At 76.7% G+C, this 16,893-nt stretch carries 17 protein-coding genes; 7 read left to right on the forward strand and 10 right to left on the reverse strand.

Going from position 1 to position 16,893, the window contains the following annotated elements; all coding sequences use genetic code 11:
- Positions 1-152: 152 nt before the first annotated feature.
- Positions 153-1,223, forward strand: a complete 1,071-nt coding sequence (gene cobT, locus HOP40_RS18740; RefSeq protein WP_172160353.1) for a nicotinate-nucleotide--dimethylbenzimidazole phosphoribosyltransferase — start codon at positions 153-155, stop codon at positions 1,221-1,223.
- A 33-nt stretch (positions 1,224-1,256) separates the two neighbouring features.
- Here cobT and HOP40_RS18745 read toward each other — a convergent pair whose 3' ends face one another.
- A complete protein-coding gene (locus HOP40_RS18745) occupies positions 1,257-1,799 on the reverse strand; it encodes a DsbA family protein (RefSeq protein WP_275691371.1) in 543 nt (180 codons plus the stop codon).
- Positions 1,800-1,819: 20 nt separating this feature from the next.
- On the opposite strand from HOP40_RS18745, the gene nhaA reads away from it, so the two are divergent.
- The gene (gene nhaA, locus HOP40_RS18750) at positions 1,820-3,160 is read left to right on the forward strand and encodes a Na+/H+ antiporter NhaA (protein ID WP_172160355.1); all 1,341 of its coding nucleotides are present in this window, start codon (positions 1,820-1,822) and stop codon (positions 3,158-3,160) included.
- A gap of 10 nt (positions 3,161-3,170) precedes the next feature.
- Here nhaA and HOP40_RS18755 read toward each other — a convergent pair whose 3' ends face one another.
- From HOP40_RS18755 to HOP40_RS18765, 3 genes are all read right to left on the reverse strand, one after another.
- Positions 3,171-4,490 carry a DNA polymerase IV gene (locus HOP40_RS18755; protein ID WP_275691299.1) on the reverse strand — a complete coding sequence of 440 codons (1,320 nt, stop codon included), beginning with the start codon at positions 4,488-4,490 and terminating at the stop codon, positions 3,171-3,173.
- A complete protein-coding gene (locus HOP40_RS18760; RefSeq protein WP_240157139.1) occupies positions 4,487-5,137 on the reverse strand; it encodes a 4'-phosphopantetheinyl transferase family protein in 651 nt (216 codons plus the stop codon). The genes HOP40_RS18755 and HOP40_RS18760 overlap by 4 nt, the downstream gene beginning before the upstream one ends.
- 110 nt (positions 5,138-5,247) lie before the next feature.
- Complete coding sequence (locus HOP40_RS18765; RefSeq protein WP_172160359.1) at positions 5,248-5,415, reverse strand: hypothetical protein; 168 nt, start codon at positions 5,413-5,415, stop codon at positions 5,248-5,250.
- 202 nt (positions 5,416-5,617) lie between these two features.
- Here HOP40_RS18765 and HOP40_RS18770 point away from each other — a divergent pair, with 202 nt between their 5' ends.
- The 4 genes from HOP40_RS18770 (at position 5,618) to HOP40_RS18785 (ending at position 10,027) form a co-directional block, all read left to right on the forward strand.
- Entirely contained in the window at positions 5,618-6,727 is a 1,110-nt protein-coding gene (locus tag HOP40_RS18770; RefSeq protein ID WP_172160361.1) for an NAD(P)/FAD-dependent oxidoreductase, read from the forward strand.
- A 25-nt stretch (positions 6,728-6,752) separates the two neighbouring features.
- The gene (locus HOP40_RS18775) at positions 6,753-7,967 is read left to right on the forward strand and encodes a cytochrome P450 family protein (protein WP_172160363.1); all 1,215 of its coding nucleotides are present in this window, start codon (positions 6,753-6,755) and stop codon (positions 7,965-7,967) included.
- Between the two features lie 89 nt (positions 7,968-8,056).
- Complete coding sequence (locus tag HOP40_RS18780) at positions 8,057-9,166, forward strand: lyase family protein (RefSeq protein WP_240157140.1); 1,110 nt, start codon at positions 8,057-8,059, stop codon at positions 9,164-9,166.
- Positions 9,167-9,274: 108 nt separating this feature from the next.
- Complete coding sequence (locus tag HOP40_RS18785; protein WP_172160367.1) at positions 9,275-10,027, forward strand: MBL fold metallo-hydrolase; 753 nt, start codon at positions 9,275-9,277, stop codon at positions 10,025-10,027.
- Here the strand turns inward: HOP40_RS18785 and lipA are convergent, their stop codons facing one another.
- Both lipA and HOP40_RS18795 read right to left on the reverse strand, forming a co-directional pair.
- Positions 10,028-11,032 carry a lipoyl synthase gene (gene lipA, locus HOP40_RS18790; RefSeq protein WP_172160369.1) on the reverse strand — a complete coding sequence of 335 codons (1,005 nt, stop codon included), beginning with the start codon at positions 11,030-11,032 and terminating at the stop codon, positions 10,028-10,030.
- Between the two features lie 10 nt (positions 11,033-11,042).
- Entirely contained in the window at positions 11,043-11,960 is a 918-nt protein-coding gene (locus tag HOP40_RS18795; RefSeq protein ID WP_172160371.1) for an oxidoreductase, read from the reverse strand.
- 30 nt (positions 11,961-11,990) lie between these two features.
- Here HOP40_RS18795 and HOP40_RS18800 point away from each other — a divergent pair, with 30 nt between their 5' ends.
- On the forward strand, positions 11,991-12,926 hold the full coding sequence (locus HOP40_RS18800; RefSeq protein WP_172160373.1) for an LLM class F420-dependent oxidoreductase: 936 nt from the start codon (positions 11,991-11,993) through the stop codon (positions 12,924-12,926).
- Positions 12,927-12,977: 51 nt separating this feature from the next.
- Here HOP40_RS18800 and lipB read toward each other — a convergent pair whose 3' ends face one another.
- The 4 genes from lipB to HOP40_RS18820 are packed head-to-tail and all read right to left on the reverse strand — an operon-like array spanning position 12,978 to position 16,875.
- A complete protein-coding gene (gene lipB / locus HOP40_RS18805) occupies positions 12,978-13,721 on the reverse strand; it encodes a lipoyl(octanoyl) transferase LipB (RefSeq protein ID WP_172160375.1) in 744 nt (247 codons plus the stop codon).
- Between the two features lie 33 nt (positions 13,722-13,754).
- Positions 13,755-14,726 (reverse strand): ABC transporter substrate-binding protein, encoded by a 972-nt coding sequence (locus tag HOP40_RS18810; protein WP_172160377.1) that lies wholly within the window; start codon positions 14,724-14,726, stop codon positions 13,755-13,757.
- A gap of 20 nt (positions 14,727-14,746) precedes the next feature.
- Entirely contained in the window at positions 14,747-15,988 is a 1,242-nt protein-coding gene (locus tag HOP40_RS18815; RefSeq protein WP_172160379.1) for an NAD(P)/FAD-dependent oxidoreductase, read from the reverse strand.
- Positions 15,985-16,875 (reverse strand): TIGR01777 family oxidoreductase, encoded by an 891-nt coding sequence (locus tag HOP40_RS18820; RefSeq protein WP_172160381.1) that lies wholly within the window; start codon positions 16,873-16,875, stop codon positions 15,985-15,987. The genes HOP40_RS18815 and HOP40_RS18820 overlap by 4 nt, the downstream gene beginning before the upstream one ends.
- Positions 16,876-16,893 lie beyond the last annotated feature (18 nt).

Consider the following 16,893-nt stretch of genomic DNA (forward strand, 5'->3'; position numbering starts at 1 on the left):
GGCCCCCCTCCCCACCCCCCCGCCTCGTCCGAACGGCACTTTCGCCCAGTCCCGTTGGGTGAAAGTGCCGTTCGCTCAGGGCAGACGGTGGGCCCCGCCGGCACCGCCCCCGCCGGCACCACCCCCGCCCGCACCCGCCGCGGAGGTGCCCAGTGAGCTCGCTGCTCTCCGCCACCCTCGCCGCCATCACCCCGCCGTCGGCCACCGCCCGCGCCGCCGCGGCCGACCGGCTCGACCGGATGACCAAGCCGCCCGGCTCGCTCGGGCGGATCGAGGACCTCGCCGTCACCCTCGCCGGCATCGCCGGCACCTGCCCGCCGCCGCTGCCCGACCCGGCCGTGGTCATGGTGTGCGCCGGTGACCACGGCGTCCACGCGCAGGGCGTCACGCCGTGGCCGCAGGAGGTCACCGGGCAGATGGTGGCCAACTTCGCGGCGGGCGGGGCCGTGGTCAACGCGTTCGCCCGGGCCGCGGACGTGCGGGTGACGGTGCTCGACGTGGGCGTCGCCGCGCCGTTGCCCGCGCTCGACGGTGTGCTCGACCGCCGCGTGGCCGACGGCACCGCCGACCTGGCCGTGGGCCCAGCCCTGACCCGGGAGCAGGTCGTGGCCGCGGTCGAGGCGGGGATCGCGGCCGTGCCCGAGCGCGGGTGCGTCCTCACCGGCGACATGGGCATCGCCAACACCACCGCCGCCGCGCTCCTGATCTGCGCGTTCACCGGCGCCGATCCCGATCGGGCGACCGGCCGCGGCACCGGCATCGACGACGCCACGCTCGCCCGCAAGACCGGCGTCGTCCGCGACGCGCTGGCCCGCCATCGGCCCGACCCCTCCGACCCGATCGGCGTCCTCGCCGCGTTCGGTGGCCTGGAGCACGCGGCCATCGCCGGGCTCGTCCTCGGCGCGGCGGCCCGGCGGATCCCGGTGCTGCTCGACGGCGTCAGCGCGGGCGCCGCGGCGCTCGTCGCGGCCGCGCTGTCGCCGCGGTCGGTGGCGTACTGCGTCGCCGGGCACCGCTCGGCCGAGCCCGGGCACCGCCTCGCGCTGGGCCACCTGGGTCTCGACCCGCTGCTCGACCTGGGCCTGCGCCTGGGGGAGGGCACCGGCGCGGTGCTGGCCCTGCCCCTGCTGCGGGCGGCGGTGCGGGCGCTGCACGACGTCGCCACGTTCGGCGATGCCGGGGTCACCGACGCGGCGACCGCCGACGCCGGCGAGCAGGTCTGACGCCCAGTCCTCGAACGTCCAGTCCTCGGGCGCTCAGTCCTCGAACGCCTCGAGCAGCGCGGAGACGCTGATCGGGCCGCGGTAGGGCTCCCCGCGCACGAACAGCTGCGGGGTGCCGAGCACCCCGGAGCGCACGCCGCTGTTGAAGTCGGCCTCCACCCGGTCCTCGACCGCCCGGGTGGCCGGCCACAGCACCGTCGCCGGGTCGACGCCGATGGTCTCGGCGTAGCGGCGCAGGTCGGCCTGGGTGAGGGTGGGCTCCTCGCCGGAGTAGAGCAGCGCGTGCATCGGCCAGAACTGCCCGGCGAGCCCGGCGGCCTCCGCCGCGACCGCGGCCGACAGCGCGTACGGGTGCAGCTCGGCGAGGGGGAAGTGCCGGAACGCGAAGACGAGACGGTCGCCCAGCCGGTGCCGGACCTCCTCGATGACGGGCGCGGCGGCCCGGCAGTAGGGGCACTCGAAGTCGCCGTACTCGACGAGGTCGACCTCCGCCCCGAGCACTCCCTGCAGGTGGTCGTACGGCCCGATGGGCGGGTCGAGCGTGGGAATGGTCGCCTCGCAGTGATCGACGGGCAGTCGGTGGCAAGATCGTGCCGGTGGCCGTCACGACCCTAACCGAGCGCGGTGAGCTCAGCCGCGCCGCGCGCTCCTTCCTGGCGACCGAGTCCGGGTCCGCGGTGCTGCTGCTCGTCGCCGCCGTCGCCGCCCTGCTCTGGGCCAACCTCGTCGGCGGGTACGAGGACTTCTGGCACACCCCGGTGGCGTTCAGCGTCGGCGGTGCCGACCTCACGCTCGACCTGCGCCACTGGGTCAACGACGGCCTGATGGTGCTGTTCTTCTTCTCCGTCGGGCTGGAGATCTCGCGGGAGATGGTGCTGGGCGAGCTGCGCGGGATCCGCGCGCTGGCCGCGCCCACCATCGCCGCGATCGGCGGGCTCGTCGTCCCCGCCGGGATCTACCTGCTGCTCAACGCGGGCGGTCCGGGCGCGGGCGCGTGGGGCATCGCGATCTCCACCGACACCGCGGTGGTGATCGGCGTGCTGGCGCTGGTCGGGCCCCGCTGCCCCGACCAGCTGCGGGTGTTCCTGCTGGCCCTGGCCATCGTCGACGACATCGGCGCGGTCGCGGCGATCGCGGTCTTCTACACCGACGACGTCGACGTGGTCGCGCTGCTGCTCGCCGGCGCGCTGTTCCTCGCGCTGCTCGCCCTGCGCTTCGCCCGGATCTGGCGCACGCCGCTCTACGTCGTGATCGGCGTGCTCATGTGGTGGGCGACGCTGCGCTCGGGCGTGCACCCCAGCGTCGTCGGGGTGGCGATGGGCCTGCTCGTCAACGCCTACGCACCGCGCCCCGAGGACATCCAGCGGGTGCAGACGGCGGGCCGCAGCTTCCTCGTCGACCCGAGCGCGCAGCGGGCGATGGTGGCGCAGGCCGCCGTCACCGAGGCGGTGTCGCCCAACGAGCGCCTGCAGATGCGCGTCCAGCCCTGGACCGGCTACGTCATCGTGCCGCTGTTCGTGCTGGCCAACGCGGGTGTCCTGCTCAGCGGGGAGACGATCGCCGCCGCACTCACGTCGACGATCACGCTCGGCATCATCGCCGGGCTCACCGTCGGCAAGCTCATCGGCGTCACGGCGGGCACCTGGCTGGCGCTGCGCACCGGGATCGGCCGCGTGCCGGACACGCTGCGCTGGGGCCAGCTGGTCGGCGGGGCCGGGCTCGCCGGCATCGGTTTCACCGTGGCCCTGTTCGTCACCGACCTGGCGCTGGACGAGGAGGCGCTGGTCAACCAGGCCAAGATCGGCATCCTGGCCGGCTCGATCCTCGCGGGCGTGATCGGCTGGACGATCTTCCGGGTGGCCGGCGAGCGGGGCGGGCAGTGCGCGCCGAGCGGCCTGCCGGTGCTGCCGCCCCGGCCGTGGCGGCCGCCGGACTGATCGCGACCGCTCAGGCCAGGCTGCCCAGCGGGTCGGCGCGGACCAGCGCCGGGTCGTCGGCGGGGAAGGTGCGGGCGCGGCCGGGGCCGGTGGTGCGCGTCTCGAACCGCACCGTGACGCGCCCGTGCCCGGCGCCCTGCACCCAGCCGTGGCCGTGCTCGTCGTGGCGCACGTCGTCGCCGGGGCGCCAGGGGCGCGCGACGTCGGGCTCCTCCTGCGCCGTGCTCTCCGGCTCGGCGTCGAGGACGAGGTCGGGCTCGCGGGGCGGCTCGAACAGCGCGGGCGGCGGGTCGTCGCCCAGGCCGGCCAGCGACACCCCGATCAGCCGGACGCCGCCCTCGGGCACCGCGGTGCGCGCGAGCCGCTGCGCGACCGCGGTGAGCGCGCCCAGGTCGGTGCTCGCGACGGCGGAGGTCTCCGAGCGGGTGTGGGTGGTGAAGTCGGCGCTGCGGACCTTCACGGTGACCGTCCGCGCCGCCCGTCCGGACGCGACGAGCCTGCGGTGCGCCGCCCCGGTGATCCGCGCGACGGCCTCGTGGACGGCGCGCATCGCGGTGAGGTCGGCGTCGAAGGTGGTCTCGGCGCTGATCTGCTTGGCCGCGCCGCGCGGGGCGACCGGGCGCTCGTCGACGCCGCGGGCCAGGCGGTGCAGCTCGGTGCCGACGGCCGTGCCGAGGAGCCCGGTGAGCTCGCGCAGGTCCATCGCGGCGATCGCGCCGACCGTGCGGATGCCCAGGCGGTGCAGCCCCGTCTCGGCCACCGGCCCGACGCCCGAGAGCGCCCGCACCGGCAGCGGCGCGAGCACCGCCTCCTGCTCGGCCGGCGTGACGACCCGCAGCCCGTCGGGCTTCGCCAGCTCGGAGGCGATCTTGGCGAGCTGCTTGCCCGACCCGGCGCCGACCGACGCCGGCAGCCCGGTGGCCGCGCGCACCGCGGCCCGCAGGTCGACGGCGAACCGCTCGACCTCGGCCGCGTCGGCGCCGGCCAGCGCGGGCGGCTCCAGGTAGGCCTCGTCGACCGACACCGGCTCCAGCACCGGCGCCGCCTCCGCCAGCACGCCCATGACCTGCTCGGACAGCGACTGGTAGAGCACGAACCGCGGCGGCACGGTGACCGCGTGCGGGCAGCGGCGCCGCGCCTGGCCCATCGGCATGGCCGAGCGGACGCCGAACACGCGCGACTCGTAGCTCGCGCCGGCCACCACCGCCCGCGGCCCCAACCCGCCGACCAGCACCGGGCGCCCGGCCAGCGTCGGGCGCGTGAGCTGCTCGGCGGAGGCGAAGAAGGCGTCCATGTCCAGGTGCAGGACCCAGCGCCCGGCGCCGCTCACGGCCGCAGCAGCGCGTGCCCGTCCGCCTCGATGACGGCGGGCGGGGCGGGGCCGGGGCCGGCGAGCGCGGCCGGGTAGCCGGGGGCGGGGGACAGGTCGAGCAGCCACACCGCGCGGCCACCCCACCGGACCGCGCCGTCGGCGGCGATCGAGATGTCGGCCATCGGCGTCGACAGGCCCTCGCCGGTGGACTTGAGCAGCGCCTCCTTGCGCGTCCACAGCCGGAAGAACTCGCCGGTGTCGGTGACGCGCTCGTCGGGGGCGCAAGCATGCTCGGCCATACCGGCGAGGTCGGTGAGCGGGCGCGCCTGCTCGACGTCGAGGCCGACCGGGCCGTCGTGGACGGCGAGGCCCACGACGTCGCCGGCGTGGGTGAAGGAGAACCCCGGACCCTGCGCGAGGCGCGGCTTCCCGTGCTGCTCCCCGCACCGGCAGGTGCGGTCGAACACGAGCGCGGCGGGGTCGGCGTCGAGGCGCTCACCGAGCGCGCGGCGCGTGAGCGCGTGGGCGGCGAGGTAGCGGGCGGCGTCGCCCTCGCGGCGGAAGCGGGCGAGCCGCTCGCGCTCGTGGGCGTCGAGCAGGCCGACGAGCCCGGGCGCACCGGACGGAGCCACCGGCGCGGCCCACCACACCGTGCAGGTACCCACGCCGCCGATCCTAGTTCGGGGCACCGACAGCCCCGGGCGGACGGCGAGGAGAGGCCGGGCGCCGCCGGTCCCGTGGACGCGGGACCGGCGGCGCCGGGGTGGGGACCGGATCAGCCCGAGCGGCGTATCGGGGCGATCCGGCGGCCCTGTGCGGGCCGGGCGGGTACCGCCGGACCGCGGTAGCGGGCGGCCGGGGGCACGGGTTCGGTCTGCTTCCCGCGCCGGGCGGCGCGGTTGGCGGGCGGGGTGGACGGGGTGGACGGGGTGACAGCACGCATGCGGGTCTCCTGAGGGCAGCACGGGGCCGGGCACGGCCGGACCGGCCGGTGGACAGGGCCGAACGGGATGACCGGCGGCGGGGACCGAGGGGTCGACCGGCCGCGGGGCCGCGGCGAGCGCGGCGGCGTCTCAGTAGCGCATGTGAGGACGGTAACGGCGGCCCGGACGGCGGCGCCACCGAATATCCCTACCGTGGTCGGTGTGACCGACGTGGTGGTGGCCGACGTGGTGGTGGTCGGGGGCGGCATCGCCGGGGCGTCCGTGGCCTACGAGCTGGCGGCCGACCGCTCGGTGCTGCTGCTGGAGGCCGAGGACGTGCTGGGCCGGCACTCCACGGCCCGCTCCGCCGCGATCTACGTGCCCGGCCACGGCGCCGACGTCGTCCGCGCGCTGATCGAGGACAGCGGCCCCCGGTTCGCCGCGCTGGCCGACGAGCTCGGCACGCCGCCGCTGCTGGACCCCCGCCCGGTGCTGTGGGTCGGCTGCGACGACGAGGGGGAGCGCGCGCTGGCCGAGGTCCTCGCCGAGCGCGCGGGGGAGCCGGGCGCCCCGGTCGCCATCGACGCCGCCGAGGCGCAGCGCCGCAGCCCGACCCTCGCCCCGGGCGCCGTGCGCGTCGCCGCCCTGACGGCGGGCGCGGCCGACATCGACACCGACGCCCTGCACCAGGGCTACGTCCGCGGCCTGCGGGCGCGCGGCGGCACCGTCCGCAGTGGCGCCCGGACCACCGCGATCACCCGCGACGGCGACGGCTGGCGGATCACCGCGGGCGGGGAGCTGGTCGTCGCGGGAGCGGTCGTCGACGCCGCCGGGGCGTGGGCCGACGAGGTCGCCGCGCTGGCGGGCGTCCCGCGCGTCGGGCTCGCCCCGCTGCGGCGCACCATCGCGGTCGCCCGCGTGCCCGACCCCGCCCGGCTCTCCCGCCCGATGGTGATCGACGCCGCCGAGCGCTTCTACTTCAAGTCCGACGGCCCCGACCTGCTGGTCTCCCGCGCCGACGAGACGCCCGCCGCGCCCGGCGACGCCCGCCCCGACGACGTCGACGTGGCCCTCGCGCTGGAACGCGTCGAGGCCGTCACCGCGCTGGGCCTGCGCTCGGTGCGCACGAGCTGGGCCGGGCTGCGCTCGTTCGCCCCCGACCGGCGTCCCGTCGTCGGGGCCTGGCCCGACCACCCCGGCTTCTGGTTCGTCGCGGGCCAGGGCGGCTCGGGCATCGAGTCCGCGCCCGCGCTCGCGGCACTGGCCGCCTCCGTCGTCCGGGGGGCCGCCGCGCCGGCCGCCCTGGCCCCCGCCCGACTTCACGTAAGCTGACGCTTACATCGCCGATGGGAGCACCGTGACCACCACACACGATGATCAGGCAACACACGACGACCCGGCCCTGTTCGAGGGCGCATTCTGGAACGACCCGTACCCGGTCTACGGCGTGCAGCGCGACGACAGCCCGGTGCGCGAGGTGAAGCAGCCCGGCGGGTCGGTCTGGATGATGTTCGACCACGCCGACGTCCGCGCCGCGCTCACCGACCCGCGGCTGAGCAAGGACTGGCGCTACACGCTGCCGGCCGACCAGCGCGCGGGCCAGCCGGCCACGCCGATCCCGATGATGATCCTCATGGACCCGCCGGAGCACACCCGGCTGCGCAAGCTCGTCTCGCGCGCCTTCACCGTGCGCCGGATGGAGGAGCTGCGCCCGCGCATCGCCGAGTTCGCCGACGGGCTGCTCGCCGAGCTGCCCGAGGACGGCCCCGTCGACCTCATGGCCCGCTACGCGTTCCTCCTGCCCGTGTTCGTCATCTGCGAGCTGCTCGGCGTGCCCGCCGAGGACCGCGACGACTTCGCCTCCTGGTCCAACGTGATGGTCGACGAGTCGACCCAGGACCAGGCGATGGAGGCGTCGACGAAGCTGCACGCCTACCTCTCGACGCTCATCGACGCCAAGCGCGACAACCCCGACGACGCCCTGATCAGCGGGCTCATCGAGGTGGCCGACGAGGGCGACGTGCTGTCGCAGGAGGAGCTCGTCGCCATGGCGATGCTGCTGCTCATCGCCGGGCACGAGACCACCGTCAACCTGATCGGCAACGGCGTCCTCGCGCTGCTCACCCACCCCGAGCAGCGTGCGCTGCTGGCGGAGCGGCCGGAGCTGATCGCGTCGGCGGTCGAGGAGTTCCTGCGCTGGGACTCCCCGGTGCACAGCGCGCCCGCGCGCTTCGCGGCCGAGGACGTCGAGTACTCGGGCGTGACGATCCCGGCCGGCGCGGTCGTGTCGCTCTCGCTGGCCTCGGCCAACCGCGACGACGCCCGCCTGCCCGACGCCGCCGAGCTCAAGATCGACCGGGACGCCGGCGGCCACGTCGCCTTCGGCCACGGCCTGCACCACTGCCTGGGCGCGCAGCTCGCGCGGATCGAGGGGCAGGAGGCGATCGGGCGCCTGATGGCCCGGCGGCCCGAGCTGGCCCTGGCCGTCGACCCGGCCGAGCTGGTCTACCGGCGCAGCACCCTGGTGCGCGGCCTGCGGACGATGCCGGTGACGCCCGGCCCGGCGGCCTGACGCAGCACCCACCCGTCCCGGCCGAACGGCCCGTTCGCACAATGAGCACGTGCGAGCGGGCCGTTCGCACACCCGACCGGGAGGTGCGTGTGGCGCGCGGAGCGTTGTTCGACCCGCTGTTCGGCGGTGACCGCGTCGCCGCCCGCCTCGACGACGCCGCCTGGGTGGCCGCACTCGTCGCCGTGGAGGTGGCGCTCGCGCAGGCCGCGGCCGCCCACGGCGTGATCCCGGCGGAGCACGCCGAGGCGATCGCCGCCGTCGACCTCGACGTCGACCCGGCCGCGCTCGGCGCCGCCGCCGTCGAGGGCGGCAACCCGGTGATCCCGCTGGTCCGCGCGCTGCGCGCGGCCGTCGGTCCCGAGGTCGGGCCGTCGGTGCATCCCGGCGCCACCAGCCAGGACGTCATGGACACTGCCGCGGTGCTGCTCACCGGCTGGGCCGGGGAGGTCCTGCTCGACGACCTGCGCGGCGCCGCCGACGCCGCCGCCCGCCTCGCCGCCGCCCACCGCGGCACCCCGACGATGGCCCGCACGCTGGGCCAGCAGGCGCTGCCGACCACGTTCGGCCTCGTGGCCGCGGGCTGGTGCACCGGCCTCGACCGCGCCCGCACGCGCCTCGCCGCGGTCCTGAGCGGGCTGCCGGCGCAGCTCGGGGGCCCGGCGGGCACGCTCGACCGCCTGCCGCTGCCGGTCGCCGCCGACCTGGCCGCGCGGCTGGGCCTGGCCGACCCGGGCGTCCCGTGGCACACCGAGCGCACCCGGATCGGCGAGCTCGCCGGGGCCCTGGGCGTCGCGGGCGGGGCGTGCGCCAAACCGGCCACCGACGTCGTGCTGCTCGCGGGCACCGAGCTGGGCGAGGTCAGCGAGGCCGCGCCCGGCGACTCGTCGTCGATGCCGCACAAGCGCAACCCGATCGCCGCCGTCACCGCCCGGGCCTCGGCGCGGCGCGCCCCCGGCCTCGTCGCCGTCCTGCTCGCGGCGATGGACGGGGAGCACCAGCGCGCGGCGGGCGCGTGGCACAGCGAGTGGGAGACCCTCGCCGACCTGCTGCGCGCCACCGGCGGGGCCGCCTCGCGGCTGCGCACCAGCCTGGAGGGGCTCACGGTGCACCCCGAGCGCATGGCGGCGTCGGTGCCCGACGGTGCGGGGACGGGCCGGGCGGGGGAGCTGGTGGACGCCGCGCTGGCCGCCCGCCCCTGAGCCCCGACCGATGACTTCCGCCGCCGGTCCCGGTCCCACCGGAGTGCGGTGACGGCACCGCGCACGAGCGAGGGGAGCGGACATGGACGCGCACGACGGGGTGGGCCGGTGCTGACGCAGGTGGCCGACGGCGTCTGGGTCCGGCAGAGCGAGTGGGTGTGGACCAACTCGGTCGTGGTGCGGGGCGACGCCGGGCTGGTCGTGGTCGATCCCGGCATCCACGGCGCGGAGATGGACGGCCTGGCCGACGACCTGGACCGGCTCGGCGTCCCGGTGGTCGCGGGCTTCTCCACCCACCCGCACTGGGACCACCTGCTCTGGCACCCCCGCCTCGGCGACGTTCCGCGCTACGCCACCGACGCCTGCGCGCGCCTGGCCGGGGAGCGCCGGGAGCGGGCGCAGGCCATGGCGACCGAGAGCGCGACGGGCGTGCCCCTCGAGCTGGTCGCGCTCCTCACCCCGCTCCCGGCGGACGGCGGGCCGGTACCGGGCGAGGTCGTCGAGCACCGGGCGCACGCCCTCGGCCACGCCGCGCTGCTCCTCGCCGACCGCGGCGTCCTGCTCGCGGGCGACATGCTCTCCGACCTCCTCATCCCGCTGTTCGACGTCACCCAGGACGACCAGGTCGGCGCCTACGAGGAGGCGCTCGACCGGCTCGCCGACGCCGCACGCCGGGTCGACGTCGTCGTGCCGGGCCACGGCGCGGTCGCGCGGGGCCCGGAGGTGGCGGCCCGCCTCGCCGCCGACCGCGCCTACGTCGACGCGCTGCGGCGCGGGGAGGAACCGGCCGACGCGCGCCTGGCCGCCGCCGACTGGCTCGCCGGCCCGCACGGGGCGAACCGGGAGCAGGCGCGGCGCTAGCTAGCTGCGGGCCAGCAGGCTGCCGGCCTCCTGGGCCGCCGTGCCCTCCGCCGCGAGGTGGGCCAGCTCGGGGCTGAGCTCCTCGCCGCGGGCGGCCTTGGTCTGGGCGTAGAGGCGCCCGGCGCGGTAGGAGGAGCGCACCAGCGGGCCGGCCATGACCCCGGCGAAGCCCATCTCCTTGGCGGCCTCGGAGTGCTCGACGAACTCCTCGGGCTTGACCCAGCGCTCGACCGGGTGGTGGCGGGCGGAGGGGCGCAGGTACTGGGTGATGGTGATGATCTCGCAGCCGGCCTCGTGCAGGTCGCGCAGCGCGGACACGACCTCCTCGGGCGTCTCGCCCATGCCCAGGATCAGGTTGGACTTGGTCACCAGCCCGGCCGCGCGGGCCTTGGTGATCACCTCGAGGGAGCGGTCGTAGCGGAACGCCGGGCGGATCCGCTTGAAGATCCGCGGCACGGTCTCCAGGTTGTGGGCCAGGACCTCGGGGCGGGAGGCGAAGACCTCGTCGAGCTGGGCGTCGATCGAGTTGAAGTCCGGGATCAGCAGCTCGACGCCGGTGCCGGGGTTGAGCTCGTGGATCAGCCGGACGGTCTCGGCGTAGAGCCAGGCCCCGCCGTCGGGCTGGTCGTCGCGGGCCACCCCGGTGACGGTGGAGTAGCGCAGCCCCATCTGGGCCACGGACTCGGCGACCCGGCGGGGTTCGTCGCGGTCGAGGTCGGCGGGGCGGCCGGTGTCGATCTGGCAGAAGTCGCAGCGCCGGGTGCACTGCTCACCGCCGATGAGGAAGGTGGCCTCGCGGTCCTCCCAGCACTCGTAGATGTTGGGACAGCCCGCCTCCTCGCACACGGTGTGCAGCCCACCGGAGCGCACCAGCGCCTTGAGCTCGGTGTACTGGGGTCCGGTCTTCGCCTTGGTCCGGATCCACGCGGGCTTGCGCTCGATGGGGGTCTCGCTGTTGCGGACCTCCAGACGCAGGAGCTTGCGACCTTCGGGTGCGATCGTCACGCCGCCCAGGCTACGCCGGGTCGGGCGCCACGCCCGTCTCGGCGGCGGTGGCGTCCCACAGCCGCGCGGCCAGGCCCTCGTCGCGCGCCGCCGCGGACGCCCGGGCCGGGGCGGGGAGCCCGCGCGTCTCGCCGAGCCCACCCGGGCCGACGTAGTCACCGCCCCTGACCTGCGACGACGTCGCCGCGTAGAGCTGGGGCAGCATCCCGCGCGACACCCGCTGCGTCGTGACGGCGTTGACGACCCGCGCCAGCGGCAGCACCAGCCACGCCCCGCTGCGCGCCCGCACCGACGACGACAGCAGCGCGGTGTCGGTCAGGCCGGGGTGCGCGGCGACGGAGATCACGTCCTCGCCCGCCGCGCGCAGCCGCCGGTCGAGCTCGCGGGCGAACAGCAGGTTGGCGAGCTTGCTCTGGCTGTAGGCCCGCGCGCCGGTGTAGGCGCGGCGGGCGAAGTGCAGGTCGTCGACGTCGAGGCCCGGCCCGCGGTGCGCGAGGCTCGACAGCGTCACCACCCGGGCGGCCCCCGCCCCGCGCAGCGCCGGCATGAGCAGCCACGTCAGGGCCGCGTGCCCGAGGTGGTTGGTGCCGATCTGGGACTCGAAGCCGTCGACGGTGATCCCGGGCGGCAGTCCCATCACGCCGGCGTTGTTCATGAGGACGTGCAGGGCGTCGCCGGTGCGCTCGCGGACGTCGGCGGCGGCGCGGCGGACCGACTCCAGGTCGGCCAGGTCGAGCGTGACGACCTCGCCGCCGGGCTCCCGCTCCAGCGCGCGGCGCCCGCGCTCCGGGTCGCGCGCGCCCAGCAGCACGCGGGCCCCGGCGCCGGCCAGCGCGGCGGCGGAGGCGAGCCCGAGCCCGGACGTGGCGCCGGTGACGAGCACCGTGCGGCCGGTCTGGTCGTCCAGGTCGCGCAGCGTCCACGGCATGATCACGATGGTGCCAGTAGGTTCGGGCCCGTGGACTTCCGGATCTTCACCGAGCCCCAGCAGGGCGCCGACTACGACGACCTGCTCCGGGTCGCCCAGGCCGCCGAGGCGGCCGGCTACGACGCCTTCTTCCGCTCCGACCACTACCTGGCCATGGGGGAGGCCTCCGGCGAGCCCGGCCCGACCGACGCCTGGCTGACGCTCGCCGGCCTCGCCCGCGAGACCTCCCGCATCCGCCTGGGCACGCTCGTCTCCTCGGCCACGTTCCGGCTGCCCGGCCCGCTCGCGGTGTCGGTGGCGCAGGTCGACCGGATGTCGGGCGGGCGCGTCGAGCTCGGGCTCGGCTCGGGCTGGTTCGACGCCGAGCACGCCGCCTACGGCATCCCGTTCCCGCCGCTGGGCGAGCGCTTCGACCGCCTGACCGAGCAGCTGGAGATCATCACGGGCCTCTGGGGGACGCTGCCGGGCGAGCGCTACTCCTTCGACGGCGCGCACTACACCGTCACCGACTCGCCCGCGCTGCCCAAGCCCGTGCAGCAGCCGCGGCCGCCGATCGTCGTCGGGGGCCGGGGCAAGAAGCGGACGCCCGAGCTGGCCGCCCGGTACGCCGCGGAGTTCAACGTGCCGTTCTCCGGCGTCGACGCGGCGGCGGAGCAGTTCGAGCGCGTCGGTGCGGCGTGCGAGTCCGTCGGGCGCGACCCGTCGGAGCTGGTGCGCTCGGTCGCGCAGGTCGTCTGCGTCGGGCGTGACGACGCCGAGGTCGCCCGCCGCGCGCTCACGCTCGGCCGCGACGTCGACGAGCTGCGGTCCGAGGGGCTGGCCGGGTCGCCCACGCAGGTCGTCGACCGGCTCGGGACCTGGCGGGAGCGGGCCGGCGTGTCGCGGGTCTACTGCCAGCTCCTCGACCTCGCCGACCTCGACCAGGTCGACCTCATCGCCTCCGACGTCGTGCCGCAGCTGCGCTAGCTGCCGAGCTGCCCCGCCACGTCGGCGGCCGCGGTGAGCCGCGGCGGTCGGCTACTGCAGCGAGGGGTGCAGGCGCAGGTCGAGCCCGGCGGGCGCGGCGACGCGGGCCACGGGGTGCTCGGCCACCGGCAGCCGCCCGTCGAGGGCGTCCAGCACGGCGACCGTGACGTCGTCGATCACCGCGTCGATCGGCACCGGGCGTCCGAGCTCCCGGCTCAGCGAGCTCACGCCGGCGTCGACGATGCCGCAGGGGACGATCCGGTCGAACTCGGTGAGGTCGGGGTCGCAGTTGATCGAGAACCCGTGCAGCGTGACCCCGCCCTGCACCCGCACGCCGATCGCGGCCACCTTGCGCTCGGGACCGCGGTCGTCGGCGGGCAGCCACACGCCGCTGCGGCCGTCGATGCGCCCGGCCGCGGTGAGCCCGAGGCCGTGCACGACGTGGATCAGGGCCTCCTCCAGCCGCCGGACGAAGTCGACGACGTCCAGCGGCTCGGCCAGCCCGATGATCGGGTAGCCGACGAGCTGACCGGGGCCGTGCCAGGTGATGCGGCCGCCGCGGTCGACGTCGACGACGGGGCTGCCGTCGGTCGGGCGGTCCTCGGGCCGCGTCCGCTTGCCCGCGGTGTAGACGGAGTGGTGCTCCAGCAGCATGAGCACGTCGGGGCCGGTGCCCGCCCGCCGCGCCCCGGCGTTCGCGCGCTGGGTGTCCCAGGCGGCGACGTACTCGATGACGCCGATGCGGTCGATGCGGACGGGGTCGGTGCTGCGCCGGCAGCTCGCACGGGAGGCCATGGCCTCACGCTACGCGGCGGGTCGCCGGTCGCATCAGGCGAACGCCGCCCACTGCGCGGTGAGGGTGCGCAGGACGGCCTCGTAGCCCTGGAACCCGAAGTTGCCGACGGCCGACTGCGACTCCACCCGCACCACGCGCCCGGCCGCGACGGCCGGCAGCGTCGGCCACAGCGGCGACGTCTCGATCTCCCGCACGGCGGCCTCGCCGTCGGCGCCGGTGTTGGCCAGCAGCACGATCGTCTCGCCGGTGATCAGCGAGAGGTTCTCCGGGCTGATCGTCGTGAAGTCGTCGGTGACGTCGCCGGGCAGCGTCGTCGGGTCGGGCACGACCTCCCCGCCGAAGTCGGCGACCCAGCGGGCGACCGTGACCGAGCCCGGCCGGTACACGCGGAACTGCCCGCCGCCCACGCCCAGCAGCACCGTGACCGGCCCGGGGTCGCCGACGGCCGCCGCGGCCTCGGCGAGGCGCGCGTCGAACCCGGCGATCACCTCGTCGGCCTGCGCCTCCCGGCCCAGCGCGGCGGCGATGCTGCGCAGCGCCACCGACGCGTCGGAGAAGTCGATGTCGACCCCGACCGTCGGGGCGATCTCGGCGAGCTGCGGGTGCACCTCCTCCAGGCCGCGCGCCCAGCCCACGATCAGGTCGGGCTGCAGCGCCGCGACGGCCTCCAGCGCCGGCACGTCGGACCCGTCGGTGACGGGCACGACGGTGACGCCGTCGACCGCGCCCGCCAGCACCGACGGGAAGTCGGAGCCGATGATCCCCGCGTGCGTCAGCGCGCCGACCGGGGTGACGCCCAGCGCGAGCAGGTGCGGCAGCGTCGATCGCCGGTCCAGCGCCAGCACCCGCGCCGGCTGCGCCGGCACCTCGCTGACGCCCAGGGGATGGGTGACGCTGCGGGTGGCGGTCGGTGCGGGGGCGGCGGCGCCCGGGGAGCAGGCGGTCAGCAGCCCGGCGGCGGCGAGGCCGCCGAGCAGGGTGCGCCGGGACAGGGACGGTGACATGCCCGGCAGTAAAGCAAGCCTTACCTGACTTCGGCAAGGGTGCCGAGGTGGGCGAGCACCGCCTCCGCGGCCCGCCGGCCGCTCACCAGCGCGCCCTGCGTCGACGGGGTGTCGCGGTGGTCGCCCGCGACGAACAGCCCGTCGCCCAGCGCGACCTCGCGCTGCACCGGGTTGCCCGGCCGGAACGCCGGGAGGGCGGCCCGCACCTCGGCGGTGTGCAGGTACGACCAGTCGGCGGCCGACCGGCCGTAGATCCGCGCGAGCTCCCGGCGCACGTCGGGCTCGGGGATCGGGGAGCCGACGACGGTCGAGGAGATCAGGGCGCGGTGGTCGGGGGAGTAGCCGGGGGCGGCGCGGGTGAGCACCACGGTGTTGGCGACGGGCCCGCGCGTGGCGTCGAGGTGCAGCAGCGGCAGCTCGGCCGGCGGGGCGTCGGTGACGTGGTAGTAGGTGGTCAGGGCGTGCATCGGGGCCACGTCGAGGCCGGGGAGCAGGGTGCCCGCGGTGACCGGGTCGACGGCGACGAGCACGGCCCGCGCGGTGCGCTCCCCGTCGGCGGTGTGCACGACGCCCGGGCGGACCGTCGTGACCCGCTGCCCCAGCTCCAGCACGCCGTCGGGCAGGGACGCGGCGAGCTGCGCGGGCAGCGCGCCCATGCCCTCGGCGGGCACGGCGACGGTGCCGAGCGCGAAGCTGCGCCACACCAGCCGGACGAACGCCGCCGACGTCGTCAGCGCCGACTCGCCCAGCACGCCGGACAGGAACGGGCGCAGGAACCGCTCGACGACCGGCCCGTCCAGCCCGGCCGCGGCGAGGTCATGCGCGGCGGAGCGGTCGATGAGGCGGGCGGTCCGCGAGGGCGGGGCGCCCAGCACGCGGGCCGTCCAGGCCACCAGCTTCGCCTTGTCGCGGACGCCGAACAGCCCGTCGAACGCCGTCGCGAACGCCTGCGACGGGCGCCGCGCGGGGTTCGCGAACCGGTGCAGCCGCCCGTCGGCGCCGCGGACGGCGGCGCCGGGCTCGAACGCGCGCAGGTCGAGCGCGGGGAGGTTCGCGGCGGCGCGCAGCGCGGGGTAGGAGGTGTTGAGGACCTGGAACCCGCGGTCGCAGCGGAAGCCGTCGACGACGTCGGTGGCCATCCGCCCGCCGGGGCGGTCGGCGGCGTCGAGCACCCGCACGTTGAGCCCCCGGCGGCCGAGCAGCCGCGCGGCGCGCAGCCCCGCCAGGCCGGCGCCGACCACGATCACGTCATGCGTGCTCACGAGCCGACGGCCGCCGAGAGCGCCTCGCCGACCGCGTGGTGGCGGAACTGGTAGCCCGAGGACTCCAGCGCCGCCGGCACGACCCGCTGCCCGAACAGCAGCAGTTCCTCGCCCATCGAGCCCAGCACCGTCCGGATGACGACCGCGGGCACCGGGATCGACGTCGGCCGGCCGACCGCGGCGGCCAGCGCCTTCGTCAGCTCGGCGTTGGTGGCGGGCGTGGGCCCGACCAGGTTGACCGGGCCGGTGATCGACGGCGTCTCCAGCGCGAACCGGATGCCGCCCACCTCGTCGTCGAGCGACACCCAGGGCATGTACTGCGTGCCCGGGCCCAGTCGCCCGCCCAGGAACGCCTTGAACAGCGGCCGCAGCAGGCCCAGCAGGCCACCGGCGGGGGAGAGCACGAGGCCGGTGCGCAGCGGCACCACCCGGGCGCCCGCGTCCCGCGCCGCGCCCGTCGCGGCCTCCCAGTCGGCGCACACCTCGGCGAGGAAGCCCCGCCCGTGCGGCGCCGCCTCGTCGACGGCCACGCCGCCGGTGTCGCCGTAGTAGCCCGTGGCCGAGCCGGACAGGAACGCCGGCACCCCGTGCTCGGCGACCGCGGCGGCGAGGACCTCGGTGGGGACGATCCGGCTGTCGCGGATCTCCTGGCGGCGCGCCCCGGTCCACGGGCGGTCGGCGATGCCGACGCCGCCGAGGTTGATCACGGCGTCGACGCCCTCGAACGTGCCGTCGTCGATCCGGCCCGCAGGTGGGTCCCAGCCCCGCTCGTCGGGGGCGGCCGGCGTCCGGCGGACCAGCCGCAGGACGTCGTGGCCGGTCTCGCGCAGGTGGGAGACGAGGGCTGTTCCGATCAGACCGGACGAACCGGCGATGAGGACGCGCACGCGGTGAATACTCGCCGA

Source organism: Pseudonocardia broussonetiae (assembly GCF_013155125.1).
In the GTDB taxonomy this organism is placed as follows: domain Bacteria; phylum Actinomycetota; class Actinomycetes; order Mycobacteriales; family Pseudonocardiaceae; genus Pseudonocardia; species Pseudonocardia broussonetiae.

Bases quoted from the DNA above. Each gene is read 5' to 3' on its own strand.
- HOP40_RS18765 (WP_172160359.1), bottom strand. From the start codon at position 5,415: ATGCGTGCTGTCACCCCGTCCACCCCGTCCACCCCGCCCGCCAACCGC.
- HOP40_RS18795 (WP_172160371.1), bottom strand. From the start codon at position 11,960: ATGCCGTGGACGCTGCGCGACCTGGACGACCAGACCGGCCGCACGGTG.
- lipB (WP_172160375.1), bottom strand. From the start codon at position 13,721: ATGGCCTCCCGTGCGAGCTGCCGGCGCAGCACCGACCCCGTCCGCATC.
- HOP40_RS18810 (WP_172160377.1), bottom strand. From the start codon at position 14,726: ATGTCACCGTCCCTGTCCCGGCGCACCCTGCTCGGCGGCCTCGCCGCC.